The 20113-nt window shown below is 34.3% G+C and carries 21 protein-coding genes; 10 read left to right on the top strand and 11 right to left on the bottom strand.

Features of this window, described 5'->3' with window-relative positions; genetic code table 11:
- Positions 1-23 precede the first annotated feature (23 nt).
- From GS03_RS09720 to GS03_RS09705, 4 genes are read left to right on the top strand one after another with little or no spacing between them, the layout of a single operon-like run.
- The gene (locus GS03_RS09720) at positions 24-1166 is read left to right on the top strand and encodes an alpha/beta hydrolase (RefSeq protein ID WP_136152350.1); all 1143 of its coding nucleotides are present in this window, start codon (positions 24-26) and stop codon (positions 1164-1166) included.
- Positions 1167-1216: 50 nt separating this feature from the next.
- Positions 1217-2638, top strand: a complete 1422-nt coding sequence (locus tag GS03_RS09715; RefSeq protein WP_136152349.1) for a leucyl aminopeptidase family protein — start codon at positions 1217-1219, stop codon at positions 2636-2638.
- A gap of 3 nt (positions 2639-2641) precedes the next feature.
- The gene (locus GS03_RS09710) at positions 2642-3862 is read left to right on the top strand and encodes an ATP-grasp domain-containing protein (RefSeq protein WP_136152348.1); all 1221 of its coding nucleotides are present in this window, start codon (positions 2642-2644) and stop codon (positions 3860-3862) included.
- 5 nt (positions 3863-3867) lie between these two features.
- The gene (locus tag GS03_RS09705) at positions 3868-4413 is read left to right on the top strand and encodes a hypothetical protein (protein ID WP_136152347.1); all 546 of its coding nucleotides are present in this window, start codon (positions 3868-3870) and stop codon (positions 4411-4413) included.
- Here GS03_RS09705 and GS03_RS09700 read toward each other — a convergent pair whose 3' ends face one another.
- The 7 genes from GS03_RS09700 to GS03_RS09670 form a co-directional block, all read right to left on the bottom strand.
- Complete coding sequence (locus GS03_RS09700; protein ID WP_136152346.1) at positions 4414-5604, bottom strand: hypothetical protein; 1191 nt, start codon at positions 5602-5604, stop codon at positions 4414-4416.
- A gap of 18 nt (positions 5605-5622) precedes the next feature.
- Positions 5623-6450 carry a type 1 glutamine amidotransferase gene (locus tag GS03_RS09695; RefSeq protein ID WP_136152345.1) on the bottom strand — a complete coding sequence of 276 codons (828 nt, stop codon included), beginning with the start codon at positions 6448-6450 and terminating at the stop codon, positions 5623-5625.
- A 73-nt stretch (positions 6451-6523) separates the two neighbouring features.
- Positions 6524-7633, bottom strand: a complete 1110-nt coding sequence (locus GS03_RS09690; RefSeq protein WP_136152344.1) for a carboxylate-amine ligase — start codon at positions 7631-7633, stop codon at positions 6524-6526.
- A 30-nt stretch (positions 7634-7663) separates the two neighbouring features.
- The gene (locus tag GS03_RS09685) at positions 7664-8611 is read right to left on the bottom strand and encodes an ATP-grasp domain-containing protein (RefSeq protein WP_136152343.1); all 948 of its coding nucleotides are present in this window, start codon (positions 8609-8611) and stop codon (positions 7664-7666) included.
- Between the two features lie 45 nt (positions 8612-8656).
- A complete protein-coding gene (locus GS03_RS09680; protein ID WP_136152342.1) occupies positions 8657-9370 on the bottom strand; it encodes an esterase family protein in 714 nt (237 codons plus the stop codon).
- A gap of 170 nt (positions 9371-9540) precedes the next feature.
- A complete protein-coding gene (locus tag GS03_RS09675; RefSeq protein ID WP_136152341.1) occupies positions 9541-9933 on the bottom strand; it encodes a glyoxalase in 393 nt (130 codons plus the stop codon).
- An 80-nt stretch (positions 9934-10013) separates the two neighbouring features.
- Complete coding sequence (locus GS03_RS09670) at positions 10014-11366, bottom strand: OmpA family protein (RefSeq protein WP_136152340.1); 1353 nt, start codon at positions 11364-11366, stop codon at positions 10014-10016.
- Positions 11367-11506: 140 nt separating this feature from the next.
- Here GS03_RS09670 and GS03_RS09665 point away from each other — a divergent pair, with 140 nt between their 5' ends.
- The gene (locus GS03_RS09665) at positions 11507-11896 is read left to right on the top strand and encodes an acyl-CoA thioesterase (protein WP_136152339.1); all 390 of its coding nucleotides are present in this window, start codon (positions 11507-11509) and stop codon (positions 11894-11896) included.
- Here the strand turns inward: GS03_RS09665 and GS03_RS09660 are convergent.
- Together GS03_RS09660 and GS03_RS09655 are read right to left on the bottom strand one after the other, a co-directional pair.
- Complete coding sequence (locus GS03_RS09660; protein WP_136152338.1) at positions 11893-13158, bottom strand: mechanosensitive ion channel family protein; 1266 nt, start codon at positions 13156-13158, stop codon at positions 11893-11895. The two genes, GS03_RS09665 and GS03_RS09660, sit on opposite strands and share 4 nt — an antisense overlap.
- Positions 13151-13435 (bottom strand): DUF3817 domain-containing protein, encoded by a 285-nt coding sequence (locus GS03_RS09655; protein WP_136152337.1) that lies wholly within the window; start codon positions 13433-13435, stop codon positions 13151-13153. The genes GS03_RS09660 and GS03_RS09655 overlap by 8 nt, the downstream gene beginning before the upstream one ends.
- Before the next feature lie 83 nt (positions 13436-13518).
- Here GS03_RS09655 and GS03_RS09650 point away from each other — a divergent pair, with 83 nt between their 5' ends.
- The 4 genes from GS03_RS09650 (at position 13519) to GS03_RS09635 (ending at position 18393) form a co-directional block, all read left to right on the top strand.
- Complete coding sequence (locus GS03_RS09650; RefSeq protein WP_136152336.1) at positions 13519-14034, top strand: DUF6155 family protein; 516 nt, start codon at positions 13519-13521, stop codon at positions 14032-14034.
- Between the two features lie 46 nt (positions 14035-14080).
- A complete protein-coding gene (locus GS03_RS09645) occupies positions 14081-15637 on the top strand; it encodes a DEAD/DEAH box helicase (protein WP_246034068.1) in 1557 nt (518 codons plus the stop codon).
- 240 nt (positions 15638-15877) lie between these two features.
- Positions 15878-17794, top strand: coding sequence for a DUF294 nucleotidyltransferase-like domain-containing protein (locus GS03_RS09640; protein WP_136152335.1), 1917 nt, complete (start codon positions 15878-15880; stop codon positions 17792-17794).
- Between the two features lie 2 nt (positions 17795-17796).
- Complete coding sequence (locus GS03_RS09635) at positions 17797-18393, top strand: 3'-5' exonuclease (RefSeq protein WP_136152334.1); 597 nt, start codon at positions 17797-17799, stop codon at positions 18391-18393.
- Positions 18394-18448: 55 nt separating this feature from the next.
- Here the strand turns inward: GS03_RS09635 and GS03_RS09630 are convergent, their stop codons facing one another.
- Positions 18449-18949 carry a CAP domain-containing protein gene (locus GS03_RS09630; protein WP_136152333.1) on the bottom strand — a complete coding sequence of 167 codons (501 nt, stop codon included), beginning with the start codon at positions 18947-18949 and terminating at the stop codon, positions 18449-18451.
- A gap of 287 nt (positions 18950-19236) precedes the next feature.
- Between GS03_RS09630 and GS03_RS09625 the strand changes: the two genes are divergently transcribed.
- On the top strand, positions 19237-19797 hold the full coding sequence (locus GS03_RS09625) for a GNAT family N-acetyltransferase (protein WP_136152332.1): 561 nt from the start codon (positions 19237-19239) through the stop codon (positions 19795-19797).
- Here GS03_RS09625 and GS03_RS09620 read toward each other — a convergent pair whose 3' ends face one another.
- Positions 19798-20028 (bottom strand): VF530 family protein, encoded by a 231-nt coding sequence (locus GS03_RS09620; RefSeq protein ID WP_136152331.1) that lies wholly within the window; start codon positions 20026-20028, stop codon positions 19798-19800.
- Positions 20029-20113 lie beyond the last annotated feature (85 nt).

Genomic DNA, 20113 nt, shown 5'->3' with positions numbered 1-20113 from the left:
TAAATATAGATTAGCATAATGCGATGAGCAAAGAAGAAAGCAGTGTGGCAGAAGATTTAGAAATTAAAAATATCATTGAACCCCAACTCAATATTATACTCACCACCGACGAAGATGATGAGCGTCCGGTATATATTTCAGGTAATTTCAACGATTGGGTAACACAGGACAAGAAATTTGAAATGGAAAAAGTGGGGCAGGGTTTGTATCACTTTAAGTTTGAACATGATTTTGTGTATCCGGATGAGTTGTTATATAAATTCACCCGAGGTGATTGGAGTGAAGTAGAGATTGATAAATACGGAAACCGAACCGAAAACCGTTCGTGTAAAAAACACAATGGTGTTCACAAAGAACATGTTGCCAAGTGGCGCCACAATTGGTTGCCATTCAAGTCAAAGTTCTTACCCAAAGTGCATTTAATTTCAGAAGAGTTTGAAATCCCACAATTGAATAAAACCCGTAGAGTTTGGGCGTTGCTGCCACATGATTACGATAAATCAACCGAAAGTTATCCGGTTTTATATTTGCAGGACGCACAGAATTTATTCAATGAAAAAGCCAAATATGGCAATTGGGAAATTGATAAAAAACTCGCGGTAATGGCAGAATATAACATTGGTAAAATCATTGTTGTTGCTGTTGAACACGCCGAAAAAGAAAGAATTAAAGAATACAATGTTGGTAATACCGTTCTCGGAAACGGTCAGGGGAAAAAATACATTCGCTTTGTAACCGAAACATTAAAACCTTTTGTTGACAGCAATTTCAGAACAAAATCGGATAGAGAGAACACCGGAATCGGAGGAAGTTCCATGGGCGGATTAGTAAGCATTTTTTCGGGAATCATGTATCCTGAAATATTTGGAAAGCTAATGATATTTTCGCCATCGCTTTGGGTAGTACCAAAAATAAAACTTTCGTTTTTAGATATGGATGAACCACAGGACACTCGAATTTATCTTTATGCCGGAGGCGATGAAAGCGCCACAATGATAGATCACGTTAAGAATTTCAAGAAAAGACTGCTAAAAAAAGAGGGTTACACCGATAAAATGAAAGTGCGACTAAGTATCAATATGGAAGGTAAACACAACGAACGTTATTGGAGTGATGAATTTCCAAAAGCGATTGAATGGCTGTATTTCAGTGATAAGAATGAATAGAAATAAAGCTTTGTGCCTTCTTCGCGCACTTTGTGTTTAAAAACAATACTATGAAAATTAAAAAATTACAAAGCCTGCATAATTTCACAGGAACCATTTTAATCCCTGCTTTTGAAACAACTGCCAAAAGTATAGTTCCCATAGAATATCACGGTGTTACGGTGTATTCCCAAGTGTTTTACGGAAAAAAAGACACCCATTATTTAGTCGAAAAATACGATTGCACTCATGTATTTATTGGCCTTGGAAAAGATTTGGATTATAAAGCGTTGAAGACTACTTTCAGAAGAATTGCTTCTAAACAAAAAGAAGTCTTTGCTAAAAATGTAGCCTTGGTGATTCCTGAAAAATTCACAGCCAATCAAATAGAAGCCGCTGTTTCGGGTTTACTATTAGGAACTTATGATTTAGGACATTACAAGAAAACTGAAGCGCATCCTTTTTTGGATGCAGATTTTGAATTGAATTATATTTCTAAAACAGATATTGATGAAGCTGCGAATAAAGGAATTAAAATCGCCAACGCACAACTGGAAACTTTTGCTTTAGTCGATTTACCACCAAACAAAATCACACCAAAATATTTAGCCAATTGGGCCACCGAAACCGGAAAAAAGTATGGTTTTGAAGTTACCGTTTTTGGAAGAGAACAATCAGAACACATTGGTCTGCATTCGTTTCTATCCGTTGGAAAAGGCAGCGCACAGGAACCACAATTCATCATTATGGAATACAAACCTGCTGGTGCCAAAAAGCATATTGGCTTGGTTGGAAAGGGAATTACGTTTGACACTGGCGGCCTGAATATTAAAACTGCGGGAATGGTGCAAATGAAATGCGATATGGCTGGTGGCGCTGCAGTTCTTGGAACAATGCAACTGATAGCCGATTTGAAATTACCGATTCGGGTTACGGCAATTGTTCCTGCTTGTGAGAATTCGGTTGATGCACAATCGTTTTTACCTAGTGATGTGATTCAGAGTTATGCCGGACATTCAATTGAAATTATTGATACCGATGCCGAAGGAAGGTTGATTTTGGCTGACGGTTTATCGTATCTGATTAAAAATTACAAACCCGATACAGTAGTTGATTTGGCTACGTTAACAGGAAGCGTTGTTGGAACTTTGGGCTACGAATGTGCCGGATTGTTTACGAATAATGATGATTTATCAAAGAAACTGCAACAAGCCGGAGATACTATTGGGGAACGCTTATGGCAGTTGCCGCTTTGGGATGCCTACAAACCGGATATTGATAGTGAGATTGCCGATGTAAAAAACTATTCAGGGAAACCTGTTGCCGGAGCAATTTCTGCAGCAAAGTTTTTGGAATTCTTTACAGATAATCACGCTTCATGGGCACATCTTGATATTGCCGGTGTGGCTTTTGGCGACGATGAATTTGCCAAAACTAAACATGCAACGGCTTACGGTGTGCATTTAATTACAAACTTTATTGAAAATCTATAGCGTATGGAAAATGTTACTAAGAACTTCATTTGCATTTCGAATTATTTCAAAGGAAATGATTTTTTAATCAACTTAAAAAAGCAAGGGAATCGTGTTTATCTCATTACTTCCGAAAAACTACGCGACAAACCTTGGGCTTTTGATTATATCGACGAAATCTTTTTCATGCCGGGACAAGATGTCGATTGGAATTTAGAAGAGTTACTTGCAGGTGTTGGGAATTTGATGCGTCATAAAAAAATTGATGCAATTGTTGCTTTGGATGATTTTGATGTAGAGAAAGCAGCCTACCTTAGAGAAAACCTCAGAATTGACGGAATGGGACAAACGACCGGGAGATATTTCCGTGATAAATTGGCTATGCGAATGAAAGCCAAAGACGCTGGCGTTCCGATTCCCGCGTTTAGTTCTTTGTTTAACGATGAAGAAATCAATCAGTTTGCGGATACTGTTTCGCCACCATGGGTTTTAAAACCGCGTTCTGAAGCTTCAGCTTCAGGCATTATGAAAGTCCATTCTAAAGAAGAACTGTGGCAGAAAATCCATGACTTGGGTGATACAAATCGTTTAAAATATCTCGTAGAACAATTCAAACCCGGAGCTGTTTATCACTGTGATGGCTTGAATTGGAAAGGAAAAACAGTATTTTCAATTACGTCACAATATTTGGCAACACCAATGGAAATCTCACAAGGTGGCGGAATTTTCAGAAGTGCTAATATTCCATACGATTCAAAAGACGATAAGGAAATTAGGAAAGTAAACGAACAAGTGTTGAAAGCTTTCGGAATGATGCATGGAGCCAATCATACGGAGTTTATCAAATGTAATGATGATGGTAAAATCTATTTCCTTGAAACGGCGTCACGTGTCGGTGGCGCACATCTTGCCGAAATGGTCGATGCGGCTTCGGGTGTAAATCTTTGGGGAGAATGGGCTAAAATTGAAGATTGTCTGGCAAAGGGAAAAGACTATAAATTACCTACTATCAAAAAGGAATTCGCCGGAATTGTATTAACGCTTTCCAAGTTTGAACATCCTGATTTATCTGGTTTTGATGATGCCGAAGTTTGTTTCAGAGTACCGTTAGATTATCATGCCGGTTTGATTGTGAAAAGTGATAACAATGCTCGTATTCTTGAATTGTTAGACAATTACGCTGCGCGATTAATAAAAGACTTTGCTACTGTTGCGCAACAAGAAGCCGTAAAAAAACTTCATTAATATTCGTGGCAACTAAAACCTACACCAAACTCAACTTTCACTCGTACACTTTTTGTATTTGGAAAGAAGTGCTGTTTAGTGAAATTAAAGATTTAAAAATAAATTACAAAAGTCAATCCGGAAGCGAGTATATCTTTACTGCTGAAGGATTGTATCGCATTTCCAATCATTGGGGAAGAGTTGCTAATTGTCATTGGCGGTTGATTCCGTTAGCCGAGTTTAAAAGTCAGCATAACATTGTTGGCTTTGCAAAATGGATTGATTTTTATTCCAATGATGACACTTCAAAACTGTTTTTTATTAAAGTTGATTTTGAAGAAAGGGAAGTCAATTTCTATCACAAACTAAGCCTGGAAAATCAGGAACAAGTAATCCTGCGAAATGCCAGAGAAACGGCCAAGACCATACAAATCATAAAAAGAGTTTTAAACGAAACCGATTGGGCAAAGTATTTACAATATGACGATTTGGAAGTTTTCAGAAAGGAAATTATTGAGCAATTGGTAAATTCTGAAAAGAGCTTTTTAGAGATTAAGAAGCAGTATCTATAATTACTTTTCAAACATTCCAACTGTTCCGCCAACCCAATCTTTGTCTTTATTGAATTTTACTCCAATCATTTCTCCACGACTTAAACGTACTAAGTTAGTGACTAGAGTAGGAGAAGGCGCGTCTTTTTTCCATACAGCAAGCAAGCGAACTTCAGCTTTTACTTTGCCATCAGGTGATTGAATAATTGGTTTGTAGTTTACTTTTTTCTGAAGTATGTATAAATCTTTTTCTTTGACAGCTTCGATATCTTCTTTTTTGACATGGAAAACAACACCGCTTCCTGAAAATGAAAACAACGGTTTCAATACATAATTTTCCAAATCAGCTGGGATTTCCTTTAAGTCGGAAAGCAAGGTAGTTTCTATAAAATATTTTCCTTTTAAATAAGGCAAAATGAATTTGCTAATTCTGAAAAACCAATTCGGATGTCCGACCCATTCCACATCAACATCGGAAGAGAAATCGAAATTCAGTTTCAAATCGGTACGCAAATCCAGTTCATCAAAAATCACACGATTGTAAATACGTTTTACCAAAACTTCTTCGTCTTTTTCATTTTTATAAAAAAGCTGTTTCCCTTTTTGGTACAAATCCGTAACGCAAACTATTGGGATTCCGATATCGCGATAGCAATAATAGAAATCAATTTTGGTGTTTTGCTTTTCGGGTTCTACTTCCAACAGTATAACATTTTCCTTTGGATGCTTATTACAAACCACTTCTTCGATTAACGCCAAATAACTTTCCTGAGTAAGTCCGTTTAAAAACGGTGTCAGTTCTGAAAGAAAAGGGTAGTGGTTGACAAACTTTTGTGATAAATGATTCTGAAAATTAAATAAAGACGGAAATCCCTGCACTTCAATCAGCTTCGGAACAATTTCACCATCTTCTTCACAAATCCCAAAATCAATCGCTAAAAATGTGGTGTGATTATCTTCGTTTGGAACTTTTCGGTTTAATTCTAAAGCTCTATTGGTAAGGCTTATGAAATCATCTCTCTTAATAAAATCAATCACTTGCTGACAACCTTCAAGCAATTGTTCTTTCAATTCATTCGGAATAAAAAAAGGAGTTTCCCCAATACGGAACGTTACTTTATAATCAAAATCAGAAGTGATGTCTTCAATAAAGTTATTGTATTTGGCTTCTGAAAATTGTTCGTTAAAGAGTTGTCTGTATTTGGAATTCATAGAGCATTATTTACTTTATTAATTCGATAAAATCTTCTTAGTCTTAATCAAATCATTGATGGCAATACGAAGGAAATTTGGGATAATGGTTTCGTTTGTTTTGTAGATTTTATTTTCATCTAATAAATCTTCCAGCATATCACGGAACTTTGATTTTCCTTTCATGGCGATGATTTTCTCGCGTTTTTCTGCATTTTTTAAATTGGCAATAAAACTCAAAGCGTCTGCTTCGGGATGGAATTGCAATCCAACGAACTGCTCGGTAAACCGAACACCCATAATGGCACGTTCGTATTCTCTATACGTTCTGATTTTTTCTAATGCAATAATCATAGCGCCTTTTTTACTAAAGATGCTCAATTTAGGCTGCACTACTTGATAATCTCTACTATCAATACCATAGAATGGATTTTCCAAACCTTCTAAAATTGGGTCATTTGTTCCGGCTTCTGTTTTATGAATCGTCATCACACCAAACGAAGTAGATTTTCTTTTGGTGATTTCGGCCAAACCAAAGTGATAGCAAGCCATTTGAAACGAATGACAAATAAATAAAACATGTTTTTTTACTTTTTGCTCTTTATTCCATTCAGTTAATTGGTCAATAAAATCATAGTATTTTAAATCCCAGTTTCCGTCGCCTTCTAATGGATTTCCCGGTCCGCCGGTAGAAATATAAATATCGAATTTTTCAATGTTTGGGAATTCACATTTCCCGCGAATATCAAATATCTGAAAGGTTACAATTTGGTTAAATCTGTTGATAATATCAATGATACAACGCATTCCCTGATTGGGTTCTCCGTTGTACATATCTAAAACTGCGATGCGAATTTGCTGGGTCATTTTTTTATGATTTAACTCCGTTCAATTCGGCCAAAATTGGCCTCGGATGGTGGTGCAAATATAACTTTTTCAATTATAATCCTTTTGTAAATTCACTTGTAATCATATCAACAACTTTTGTTAAATCATGGGTCTGCTCAAAAACTCTTAACTGTTTGTCTGCACCGGTTCCTTCTTTTAGGATTGTATGCACATAATCAATATGTTTACGACTGCCTAATTCATCAACAACATCATCAATAAATTCAAGTAATTCAAGAATTAAATCTTTAGTTTCTACTTCTTTCTGCAAACCAAAATCGATCATATGGTTGTCAATTCCGTAACGTGCGGCACGAAATTTATTTTCCTTAATCAATGCAATTCTATAGATATTGAAACTGGTATTTGCTACTGTAAGTTTATATAATTTAGCAACAATTGCCTGAATTACGGCAACAACACACATTGCTTCATCAGTTGTCAACATCATATCCGTTATACGGAATTCAATTGTATCATAAAACGGATGCAAGCGCAAATCCCACCAGATTTTCTTTGGATTGTCAATACATTTTGTTTTAACCAAAGTTTCCAAATAATTGTCATACGCTTGAACGCTGTCAAAGTATTCAGGTAATCCGGTACGTGGAAATTTGTCGAAAACTTTAGTTCTAAAAGATTTATAACCAGTATTTCTACCTTCCCAAAAAGGAGAATTAGTCGATAAAGCAAAAATATGAGGCAAAAAATAAGTTGCCTGATTCATTAATTGCAAGCCAATTTCACGATTTTCAATTCCAACATGGCAATGCATTCCGAAAATCAGATTGGAACGAGCGGCATCCTGTAATTCGTTTACAATATGATGATAACGTGGATCGTCAGTTATCGGCTGATCTTGCCAACGCGAAAACGGATGTGTTCCTGCACCGCCAACAACCAGACCTTGTTTATCTGCAAGTTCTACAATTTTGCTTCTTAAAAATCGAATTTCGTCTTTGGCTTCGCAAACATTTTTACAGATATTGGTTCCGACTTCGACCACAGATTGGTGCATTTCTGCTTTTACCTGTTCGTTTAATATGATTTTAGCACCGTCAACTATTTTGGATAAATGCGAACGCAAATCACGTGTTTCCGGATCTATAATTTGATATTCTTCTTCTACACCAAGGGTGAATATTGGTAATTTTTTCGTCATCGTTCCTCTTATTAATTAACAAAGAATATTTTATTTCTGAGCAGCAGACTCTTTAATAAATGTTCCCCAAGTCAAATTGGTTTGTCCAGGTTTTTGTTTTTTAGCTGCAGCGATTGCCATTTTAGCAGAAGCTTCTACAACCCATTCGAAATTTTCAGCGCCAACAGATGTTAATTCAGCGTCAGGAGCAGGGTTTCCAAAATCAATAGCGTATGGAATTCCGTCACGAACGGCAAATTCAACCGTATTGAAATCGTATCCTAAACCTTTACAAAGTCGTAACGTATAATCTTTAACAGTTGCCAATAACTTTTTATCTACTGGTGGACCATCAATTACATAACGCAAATGATGTGGATTTCTTGGTTCGTATTGCATAATTCTAACATCTTTGCATCCCAAACAATACACGCGGAAATATTCGGTAAACACGATTTCTTCCTGCAGCAGCATTACTAATTGTCCGGTTTCCTGATGTTTTTGCCAAAACTCTTCTTTGTTTTCTAATCGGTAAACATTTTTCCAACCGCCACCAGCATAAGGTTTCATATAAGCAGGAAAACCTATATAATCAAAAATACCATCCCAATCCATTGGATATTTCAGGTTTCTGAATGATTTAGAAGTTGTATCTGTTGGATGTTCAGCTGAAGGAAGAATAACCGTATTTGGCAGCGGCACACCAAGTGTATCAGCCAGACAGTTGTTGAAGAATTTATCGTCAGCACTCCACCAAAACGGATTGTTTATAACGTTAGTTCCGGTGAGTGCTGCATTCTTTAGGAAAGCGCGATAAAAAGGAACGTCTTGTGAAATTCTATCGATGATTACGGCATATTCGCCACCTTTATTTTGCACGACTTTGTCAATGGAAACTGCTTCGGCAATAATGCCTTTTTCACCTTTCGAGTTTACTCTGTCGATAAACGCTTGTGGATAGGTGTCTTCCATACCAAATAAAATTCCAATCTTTTTCATTTTCTTATATTTTAAAATCTTAATACTAATTGTGTCTTTATTCCTTTAAAAAAACTTTATCCTTGATAAATAATGAGGAAACATTTCTTTCCAAACCGGCCAATCGTGCTCTCTGTCTTGTCGGATATCCAACCAATGCGGCACATCTCTTTGAGCTAAGATTCGGCTTAATTTAAGATTTGCATCGAAACAAATATCCCAATTAGAGGTTCCAAGAACAATATCCATATTCCATAATTCGTGGTCATTTAGTCCTTGAATATAATCCTCGGGACTGTTATAAAAAACATCATCATCCCAATGGCCATCCATAAAGCTCTTAATACTAAAAGCACCACTCATAGAGAACATATGGCTAACATATCCGGGATGGCGGAAAGCAAAATTAGCGGCGTGATAACCCCCAAAACTGCAGCCTGCAACGGCAACTTTTCCTGAACCGGTATTGTTTTTTATACGTTCAACGATTTCGTGGCAAAGCATTTTGTCATACCAGGTATGGTTTTGAATGCGATGCACAGGATGAATGCTTTTGTTATAAAAACTATCCTTATCAATACTTGAAGGGCAGAATATTTGGATTAATCCTTGCTCGATATACCATCGGGCACTTTCAATCAATCCTTGGTCTTTATTTTCATGATAACTTCCCATAGAAGTAGGGAAGAGAATAACCGGATAACCGGTATGACCAAAAACAAGCATTTCGACTTCTTTATTTAAATTTGGTGAATACCATTTAAAATATTCTTCTTTCATAAATTGTTATTAGTTTAACAATTATAATAAAAAAAACGTTGTGAAATGTGTAAAAATGTAGAAAACTTTAAGTTTTGCGATATACTTTTTAAAGATAATTAGATATTGAATTATCCCTAATAAATATCCTGAAATAAGATGTTGATTTTAATATTTGTCAGTTTACCAAACTATTGCTCGATAAGCTGCATTTGACTTTTCAACCGTTCAATAAGCATATTCATCATTCGCTTATTCAAATTGGAAGATATTCGGATGTATTCGGCATATTCATCCAAAGTAAACAACGCTATTATCATTCCTTTTAGAGAGTTTCTAAACTTTATGTCGCGTTGAATAACGTTTTCAATGTATTGCATCTTTTTTTCGGGTGTCAGGCTAAAAAAAACATTTTTTTGTTTGATGGCGTAATTGATAAATACCTGAATGAATAAATCATTTTGCGTTTTAAGAATTGGACGCAGCGTCATGTTTTGAAAAATTTCTTCAGATGAAGATTGATTAGTGATTGTTCCAAGGGTTTCCCCTCTAAGTTCAAGTACGTGTGTGTCTCTGGCTTCCATGTTTTTCTTTGAAAGTTAAAAAAAAACCTCTGCTTTTCAACAGAGGTTTATTATAGTTATTAATAATTAATTGTTAATTATTATTTGATTTTGAAGACTGTTTTACGAACCAGACGTCTTGCGTATTCTGATTTCTTATCTACTGAATCATCTTCACCATTTGATAAGATATTCAATCTGGATTCGCTGATTCCGGCTTTTACCAGGATTGCTTTAACATTTTGAGCTCTATCGCTAGCCAGCTTGTTATTGTATTCCGTATTTCCAATTTCGTCTGCATAACCGGTTATGTCAACAGTTTTGCTTGGGTTATTTTTAAGGTAATTCAATATAAATCCGATGCTGCTGGTAGAAGCACTATTAGGCTGAGATTTATTTGTATCAAAATAAGCAGCAATATAGCCTTCGTTTATGAGTTGCAATATGGCATTTTCAGATGCTGCTGCAGTTGCAGTATTGTTATTGTTTGTAATCGAGTTATTTACATATTTCTCTAACTCATCCGGAACTCCATTATTGTTTTTGTCAACCATTCTACCTTTGGTATCAACAGCAACTCCTGCAATTGAATTTTGTTCTACGTCAAGATAATCAGGAACACCATCTTTATCGCTGTCATTCATTAACTCTTCGATTTCACCAATTCTATTATTAAGAGAATCAAGACGCTTATCATTTTTATCCTGAATGATAGCCCAATCTCCGTGAATTTTCCCTTTTCCAAGTGCAACTGAAACTCCTAATGTAACTCTCGATAAACTTCCTGTTAAGTTATTTGCGCTTTCGGAATAAGTTTGACCATCCCAAGTGAAATGTTGTCTTAGGTTAGAGTTAACTGAAAAATCAGCAAAAATACTTATGTTTTTATATATTCTAAATTGTGGTGATAATCCGCCGACAGCTCCACCGTTCCATTCATGTTTACCAACTAAAGGTCCCATTTTTGGTGACATACGGGAAACTTGAAATCCAAAATGAAATAACAATCCGAATCGTCCAACTTGATTTTGAATATCAAATAATCGGGTCATGTTAATAACTCCTTCGGCAGAAAACTGAAGATGCTCCATTTGAAATGGCAAACTTTCAGAACCATTTTGCTCCTGAAGGTTGTCCCAGTTGAAATTTGATTTAATTCCAAATTTTGGGCTAAACATATATCTTGCTCCGATTCCAACGTGGTTAATTGGCATTCCTCCAAAAACTTTCTTTGGATTATTTGCATAATAACCATCAGTGTATGGTTTTGAACCTTTGGCTTGACCAAAATCAGCTTCAATACTCCATCTGTTGAAATATTCTCCTTCAAGTTCTTTATCCTGCTCTACTGAAATAAGTTCTAAATCTTTCTTATTTTTTTTGCTATCTTTCTGGGCATTAGATGACAGCGAAACACAAAATAAGGTTATTAATAATAGTAGGTATTTCTTCATATGGTTTGATTTTCGATAATTAATAATATTTTACAAACGGTACAAATATAAATGTTTACAATTAAAAATCAACTTTTTTGTACTTTAATGCGTGCAAATGTTGAAATCATTATTTTTGTGTTCATAAACTAAATACAAAAATGAGATTCCATACCAGAAAATGGGTAAAGCCCGAAGATTTAAACCCCAATCATACTTTGTTTGGTGGAAGATTGTTAGCGTGGATTGATGAAGAATTGGCTTTATATTCTATCATCCAACTTCAAAATTCCAAAATTGTAACCAAACACATGTCTGAAATCAATTTCAGAAGCTCTGCGAGACAAGGTGATATTATTGAAATTGGTATTGATGTGATAAAATTTGGAAACTCTTCAATCACATTGACTTGTCAGGTTAGAAATATGATGACAAGAGAAACCATTATTTCCATTGATCATATTACTATGGTTAGTCTTGGTGATGATGGAAAGCCCAAAGCTCATGGTAAAACTCAGATTGAGTATGTTAAAGACCGATTAGAAGATTAGTCGATGCCGACAAAATCGTTTTTACCCGAAGGCATTTCATAGATTTCTAAATCAAAAAAACGAATTGATGCAAAAATATGGTCAAAAATATCGGACATGATGTATTCATAATTTTCAAATCGTTTGTCATTAGAAAAAGTATAAATCTCTAACGGAACACCTTGTGGAGTAGGTTGCAGCTGACGGCAAAGCAAAATCATATCCTTGTTTAAACCCGGATACTGACTTAAATATTGGGTGATATATTTTCGAAAAAGCCCAAAATTTGTCATGTTTCTTCCGTTGATTAAAACCGATTTGTCAACCTGATGTGTTTTGTTATACTTATCAATTTCCGTTTGACGAAGATCAATGTAATCACTAACCAATTGAATTTTTTTCAATTCCTGAAGTTCATTTTCATCTAAAAACCGAATGCTGTTTACTTTGATTAAAATATGTCTTTTTATTCTTCTTCCGTCTGAATCCAACATACCGCGCCAGTTTCTGAAGGAATCAGAAATCATGCTGTAGGTTGGAATAGTGGTAGTTGTATTATCGAAATTTCGAACTTTTACAGTTGCTAAATTGATTTCAATTACATCACCATCTGCCCCAAATTTGTCAAACGTTATCCAATCGCCGATGCGAACCATATCGTTTAACGAAACCTGCACACTAGCTACAAAACCGAGGATAGTGTCTCTGAATATTAAAATGATAATGGCTGAAATAGCTCCAAAAGTTCCCAGCATTGTACTGGTTCTGATGTCGAAAATTTTGGAAACCACAAAAATAAAAGCAAAAACCCACAACACTATCATAATTACCTGAATGTAACTATCAATTGGTTTGTCGCTATATCTTGGGTTAAGCTTTAAATGATCCCGCAGTGCATTAAAAATGGTTTTGATAATCCACAAACTCAGTAAAACAATGTAAATACCAATGAGTTTTCCGAAAATAGATTCCCAATACACAAAGTTTTCCAGAATTATTGGAACACATTTATATATAAAGAGCAGCGGAATTAGATGAGCAATATATTTAGCCGTTTTATTGGAAACTAATAAATCATCAAATTTTGTTTTTGTTTTTTTTGCCACTATAATCATGGTTCGAACCAATACAAATCGGAAAACCAAATAGATTATATAGGATAAAACAGAAAGAATAAAAATATTTACAGCCAGACTTAAGTATGCTGAAATTGTTTCACCAAAATCAAGTTTCTTGAGTAACGGATAGCACCAGCCAAATATTTTTTCAACTAGTTTATGCATGTTTCAAATATTTTTTTTCAATATAAAAAGTCCCAAACGGAAGAAGTGATGCTACCTGAACAATAAAAAACTCTTTAATTGTCCACTTTTGATTTTTCCAAATGATGAAAGCTAAAACTACATAAGATATAAATAATAATCCATGAGCCATGCCAATTGGAAACAGCAAAGATTTATATAATTCGGGGTTTAAACGTTTTATAACTAACATATTAAAAAATAACACTAAATACGAAATACCTTCAGCAATGGCAATGAACTTGAAAAGTTTGGTCATGATTTATAATTTATACTGCAAAAATAATGAATATCATTAATTATATGAGGCAATAAACGATAAAGAAATTTACATTTGTCATTATGAGTAAACGCGATTTAAAAAAATACTTAAACGAGCTTAATAAAGAGCAATTGGAAGAGCAAATCATAGAATTGTACCATAAGTTTAGTGATGTGAAAGTCTATTATGATTTTGTATTCAATCCCAATGAGGATAAATTAGTTCGTGAAGCTAAGTTCAAAATATCCAATGAATACTTTCCTGTAAAAGGCAAGAAGTCAAAAATGCGTCGTTCTGTAGCTCAAAAATTCATCAAACATTTTATAACACTTGGCGTGGATGTTTTCATCATTGCCGATATAATGCTTTACAACATTGAGATTGCCCAGACATTTTCTGCTGAGAAAACTATCAAGCAGGAATTATTTTTCAAAAGTATGCTGACTTCTTTCCAACAGACCGTTAGTTTTTTGATGGAGCATGGAATTTTAAGTGAATTTCAAAGTAGAGTAGTGGCTATAAAAGATGAGACTTTGCATCAAAATTGGGTTAACCAATATGAATTCAATGCCATAGTAGAACGCTTTGAATATTAATTTTTTGTAAATAACCAATTTAATTTTAGCGATAACTCTTTTTTAGATGTACTTTTGCAAAATTGTACAAATTGCCATGTCTCAAAAAGATTTTATTCACGAAATTGAAGAAAAAAAGGAACTTTACGGTTACCAAAAGGGCGATATTGACAAAATTTTTGACCGATTAGATAATGCACCAAGTGATCATCATTTGTTATATCAATTGCCGACAGGTGGCGGAAAAACAGTAATTTTTTCAGAAATTGTTAGACGTTATTTATCGAAACACGACAAAAAAGTTGTAGTGCTGACACATCGGATTGAGCTTTGCAAGCAAACTTCAAAAATGCTTAAAGGGTTTGATGTAAAAAACAAAATCATCAACAGTAATATTAAAGAATTGCCCGACCAGGATGAGTATTCCTGTTTTGTGGCGATGGTTGAAACGTTGAAAAATCGTTTGAATGATGAAAAGCTGATGATTGACAATGTTGGTTTGGTCATTATTGATGAAGCACATTACAATTCGTTTCGAAAATTGATGAGTTCGTTTAAGAAATCTTTCATTCTTGGCGTTACAGCAACACCTTTGAGTTCAAATATTAAGTTGCCAATGCATCATAATTATAGTGAACTTATTGTTGGTGATACGATTCAATCGCTTATAGATAAAGGGTTTTTAGCGAAAGCAACAACCTATAGTTATGACGTTGGATTAACATCTTTGAAAGTTGGAATTAATGGTGATTATACCGTTAAATCGTCTGATGATTTGTACATGAATATGGTAATGCAGGAGAAATTATTGCATTCGTATACCGAAAAATCATTAGGAAAAAAGACTTTAATATTCAACAACGGAATCAATACGTCTTTATATGTTTATGAAACCTTTAGAGAAGCTGGTTATCCTATAAGACATTTGGACAATACAACCTCTGTAGAAGACAGAAAAGAGATTTTACAATGGTTCAAAAAAACACCGGATGCTATTTTGACCTCTGTTGGAATCCTGACTACCGGATTTGATGAGCCAACAGTGGAAAGCATTATTTTAAATCGTGCCACAAAATCCCTGACATTATATTTTCAAATGATTGGACGTGGTTCGAGAAAGTTACCAAATAAAGATACTTTCACGGTTATCGATTTAGGGAATAACGCTTTGCGATTTGGTTTATGGAATGACCCAGTTGATTGGCAACATATTTTCAGATCGCCTGAATATTACTTGGAAAATCTTAGAGATGATGCCGAAATTGAAAATAACTTCAAATATGTAATGCCGGAATCCATTAGAAAGATGTTTGCCAAAACGGCTGATATAACTATTGATATTGAAGAAGAATTTAAAAAAGGAGTTGCTCAAAATTTGCGTTCCAAAGAAGTTCTCGAAAAATCAATTCTGCAACATGCTTTAATGTGTGTTGAAAATACAACCGAATTAGTCCAGGCAAGAATGCTTTCTAAATTATTGTCTGATGATATTGAAAGCCGCGTAAAACGATTTGTAAATTGTTTGGGAAAAACCAGCAAGAATTATCGCGAATGGCTAATTGAAGATTATAAGACCAAATTAAGTTTAGCCATTGGTAAAAAATTCAGAGAGCTTAATTTTTAGAATCATAACTTTACAAAAGGTAGTTTATACTATTTAAAAACAATAAGTTATGACTTTATATTTCAAATTAAAATAATACAACACAATTGAACTATAATTTATATTATGTAAAATAGTATTTTTGAAAAGCAACCACTTCCTTGTCTATTATTACTTTTCAAATGTTTTTAACAATTGGCTTCTTCTTCTCTAAACCTTTGCTATTTTTGTGAATAGAAATTTATTCCCTAAAATAAACACATGAGTAATTCTGTTGCCGAAAACATTGCCAACTTTTTAAAGGAATATTCACCTTTTAGTTATTTGAGTCACGAAGAACTGATTCAGGTTGCTACAAGTATTGGTGTTATCAATTTAGATAAGCATAAAATCCTATTTCAAATTAATGATAAACTCCACGATAGTTTTTATGTGGTTGCTTCCGGTGTAATTAATCTTTCTGTAATTGCCGATGCTGAAGAAACGCTATTAAACAAATGTTATGCTGGAGATGTTTTTGGTTTACGTCCATTTTTTGCCAAAAACAATTATATGATGACCGCTAAGGCACGCGAAGACAGTATTGTCTATGCAATCCCTATTGCAGTTTTTAAACCTTTCGTGGCTCAAAACCCTCAGGTTTTGGATTTCTTACTGGAAAGTTTTGCTACAAATACCAGAAACCCTTTTGACAAAGAAAACCGAGGAAAACTGATTACTGATAATGTTTATACTGAAGGTCAGCAAAATGAAATACAGTATTTTCAGTCCTTAGCTTATAATAAAACACCTTTAAAAGTCAGTGTTTCAGCTATTGCAAAAGATACGGCACAATTGATGACTGAAAACCTTACTGACAGTGTGGTTGTAACCGAACAAAACCATCCTATTGGCATTGTTACTGATACCGATTTTAGATCTAAAATTGCTAATGGCAGATTTCCACTTATTTCAACTATAGATAAAATCATGTCCTCACCGGTAATTACCGTTCCTGAAAATGTTTCTGTGGCCGAAGCGCAACTATTGATGCTAAAAAATAATGTGAGTCATTTATGTGTAACGGTTGATGGTTCTGATAAATCTGAGGTTAAAGGAGTAATTTCCGAGCACGATTTGATTGTGGCTCAAGCAAATAATCCGGGTGTTTTGATTAAGGAAATAAAGCGTTCCCTTTCACCTAAAGAACTTAAGCTAGTTAGAGAAAAACTAACCGATTTAATTCAATCGTCAATTGCCAAAAATATTCCTTTACCACATATATATAATATTTCGGGTGAAATTATTACAGCTATTATAAAACGTTCTATTGAATTGTCTATTCTCGATTTGGGTTCACCTCCAGCCCGATTTGCCTGGTTTAGCATTGGTAGTCAAGGAAGAAAAGAGCAATTTTTATTGACGGATCAGGATAGTTTTTTAGTATTTGAAGATGTTGCTGAAGAAAAATACAGAGATGTCAAAGATTATTTTTTGAAATTAGCCAAACGAACAACTACCATACTTGAAAAAGTTGGTTATGATTTCTGTCCTAATGGCCATATGGCAAGCAACATGCTTTGGTGTAAATCAATGTCAGACTGGATAAAACAATATAACAACTGGATGAAAACTCCTGGTGAAAAATCGAATGACATTAGCAGCATCTTTTTTGATTATGAGCTTGTTTTTGGCGAAGGCAAGATTGAAGACACACTTGATGATTTGATTTTAAAGAATACTAAAAACAATGCGTTATTCTTTGATTATCTTGGGAACGATGCCTTGCGGAAAAATGCCCCAATAAACTTTTTCAGAAAATTCAATCTCGAAGAAGAAGGTGATCATAAAGGAAAATTTGATATTAAGAATAAAGCCATCATGCCACTGGTTGATGGTGCTAGGCTATTCGCAATAAGTTTGAATCTTAAAGGAATAAACAATACTTATTTGAGATTTAAACAATTAGCTATTGCAGATCCTAAGTTTTCTGAAATTTATTTAAATTGTGCAGATGCTTTTTTAATTCTATCAAAATTCAGAACACTTGAAGGACTAAAAAACGACAGCACCGGTGATTATATTAATGTTGAAGAGCTTTCAAAAGTTGATAAAGAAAAAATGAAGAATGCTTTGGGTCCAATGAAAGAATTGGAAGAATTGATAAAAGATAAATTTCAATTAACTCAATTTTCATAAATATGATAGATTGGATAAAAAATATCAACAAAGAATATCCTGATTTTTGGAAATCGTATCTAGCAAAGTTTGAAACCAAATCCAATAGATATGTGGTTTTAAGCACAGAAACTACGGGTTTAAATCCAAAAAAAGACGTCATCTTATCCTTTGGAGCTGTTGCTGTTGTGAATGATGTTATCCGAATTGGAGATAATTTTGAAGTGGTGATTTTGCAATACAAATACCTTCACGACAATGGATTGTCAAATGAGTTTCTAATTGAAAGTAAACTGGCAAAACTAGCTGAACCTCAAGCCATACAAGCGTTAGTAGATTATATTGGCAATGCGGTTTTAGTTGGGCACCGAATCCATTTTGACATAGAAATGATTAATGATGTGCTGGAGAAAATGGAATGCGGAAAATTAAAGAATGAAGCATTAGATGTCGAAATAATGCATCAGAAGTTAATGGACATTACAAACAAATCTTTTTCACTTGAAGATTTAGTAAAGCATTACAAACTTCCTTTAAATGAAAGGAATTCAGCTTCAGACGATGCCTATTCTATCTCATTATTGTTTCTTAAATTAAAGACCCGATTAGGTTTTAAATAAAAAACCCACTCTACTGAATGGGTTTTCTTAGCACATCAAAATTAAACTAAACAAACTATTTTTTCTTTATAAACATATTGGTGTAATATTTTTTTCCGGTTGTTTCATCAACTGTTACGGATATACCCAAATGAGTGTAATTACCCTCGATGTTGTCTTTGTGAGCTGGGCTGTTTAACCAGGCACTCATAGCGCTTTCTGGGGTTTGGTAGTTGTAGGCAATGTTCTCGCCTACCCTTTCTGCTCCTAATACTTGGATCAGATTGTTAGATCTTTGTTGGAAATAATCGTGGTTTACCACATCATTATCAATCATATAAATATTGTGCTCTTGTGATTTGTAAGAGATATGATTGATTACTTGAAGTGTATTCAATCCAATACTTGCACGATAATCATTGATAAGTGTAACAAGTCTCAACTCAGTTTCATTGTAATTATAGGTAGTTACAACTTTGTTGTCAGCTGAAGAACCTTCTGAAGAATCAGAAGAACAGGATACCATGGTGAACACAATTGCTAACGGCAACAATGCTCTGAACATTTTTGCTTTCATAGTAGTAGGTTAAGTTTTTTTAATAAAGTAGATGTGGGGCAAACACTTTATTCGATTAATATTGACAGAACGTATTGTTTGATTTGGTTAGACAATTCTACAACTTTTATCGATTAAAGCACAAATAAAATCGACAAAATGCACTTATATTAAATTATATTGGGTATATTTCTTACTTTAATATCGTTCGTCGATAATATATTTTAATCTGATTTTTGGAAAGTAATTCATCCAAAGGATTCAATTTTAGTATTGAAATTCTATAATTTTGCAAAAAAAACATAACTATGCTTACTATAAATTTCCATCCATTCCAAAACATAGAAACCGAACGTTTGTTATTGCGACGTATAGATAATAATGATGTTGAAGAAGTTTTAGGACTTCGCGGCAATCCTGAAATCATGAAATATATTCCACGGCCTTTGGCAAAAACAACCGAAGACGCATTGGAACATATTGCCATGATTGAAGATAAAATTATCAGCAATACCGGAATTAATTGGGGAATTACCATCAAAGGAAACCCAAAAATCATTGGCATCATTGGTCATTACAGAATTTCTCCCGAAAATCATCGTGCTGAAATTGGCTATATGTCTTTTCCTGAACACAATGGAAAAGGTTACATTACAGAAGCGATAAAAGCAGTCGTTGCGTACGGTTTTGAACAAATGGACTTGCATTCTATTGAAGCGATTATTGACCCTGGGAACATTGCATCTGAAAGAGTTTTACAAAAAAATGGTTTTGTAAAAGAAGCTCACCTACTGGAAAATGAATTATGGGAAGGAAAGTTTTGGGATACCGTTATTTATTCGTTGTTAAGAAAGAATTGGAAAAAATAGTTAGTTGTTGAGCTTTGGCAAAGTCCTAACATACAATTCTTCTACTTTTTTTCTGGCCCAATCTGTTTTTCTTAAAAAGATCAAGCTCGATTTAATCGAAGGGTTTTCACGAAAACATTTTATGTTTATCAATTCACCTAAAGTGTCAAAGCCATAAAAATCCACAAGAACTTCAAGTATTCTCTGAAGTGTAATGCCGTGAAGCGGATCTTTAGATGAATTATTTTGCATGCCGCAAAAATAGAATAAAAAAACCGCCAATCAATCAAGAATGACGGTCTTTAAATAATCCGATAAAATTGGATTACTAATTTAT

Source organism: Flavobacterium sangjuense (assembly GCF_004797125.1).
GTDB lineage: Bacteria > Bacteroidota > Bacteroidia > Flavobacteriales > Flavobacteriaceae > Flavobacterium > Flavobacterium sangjuense.
This window is presented reverse-complemented; position numbering and strand designations above follow the sequence as displayed.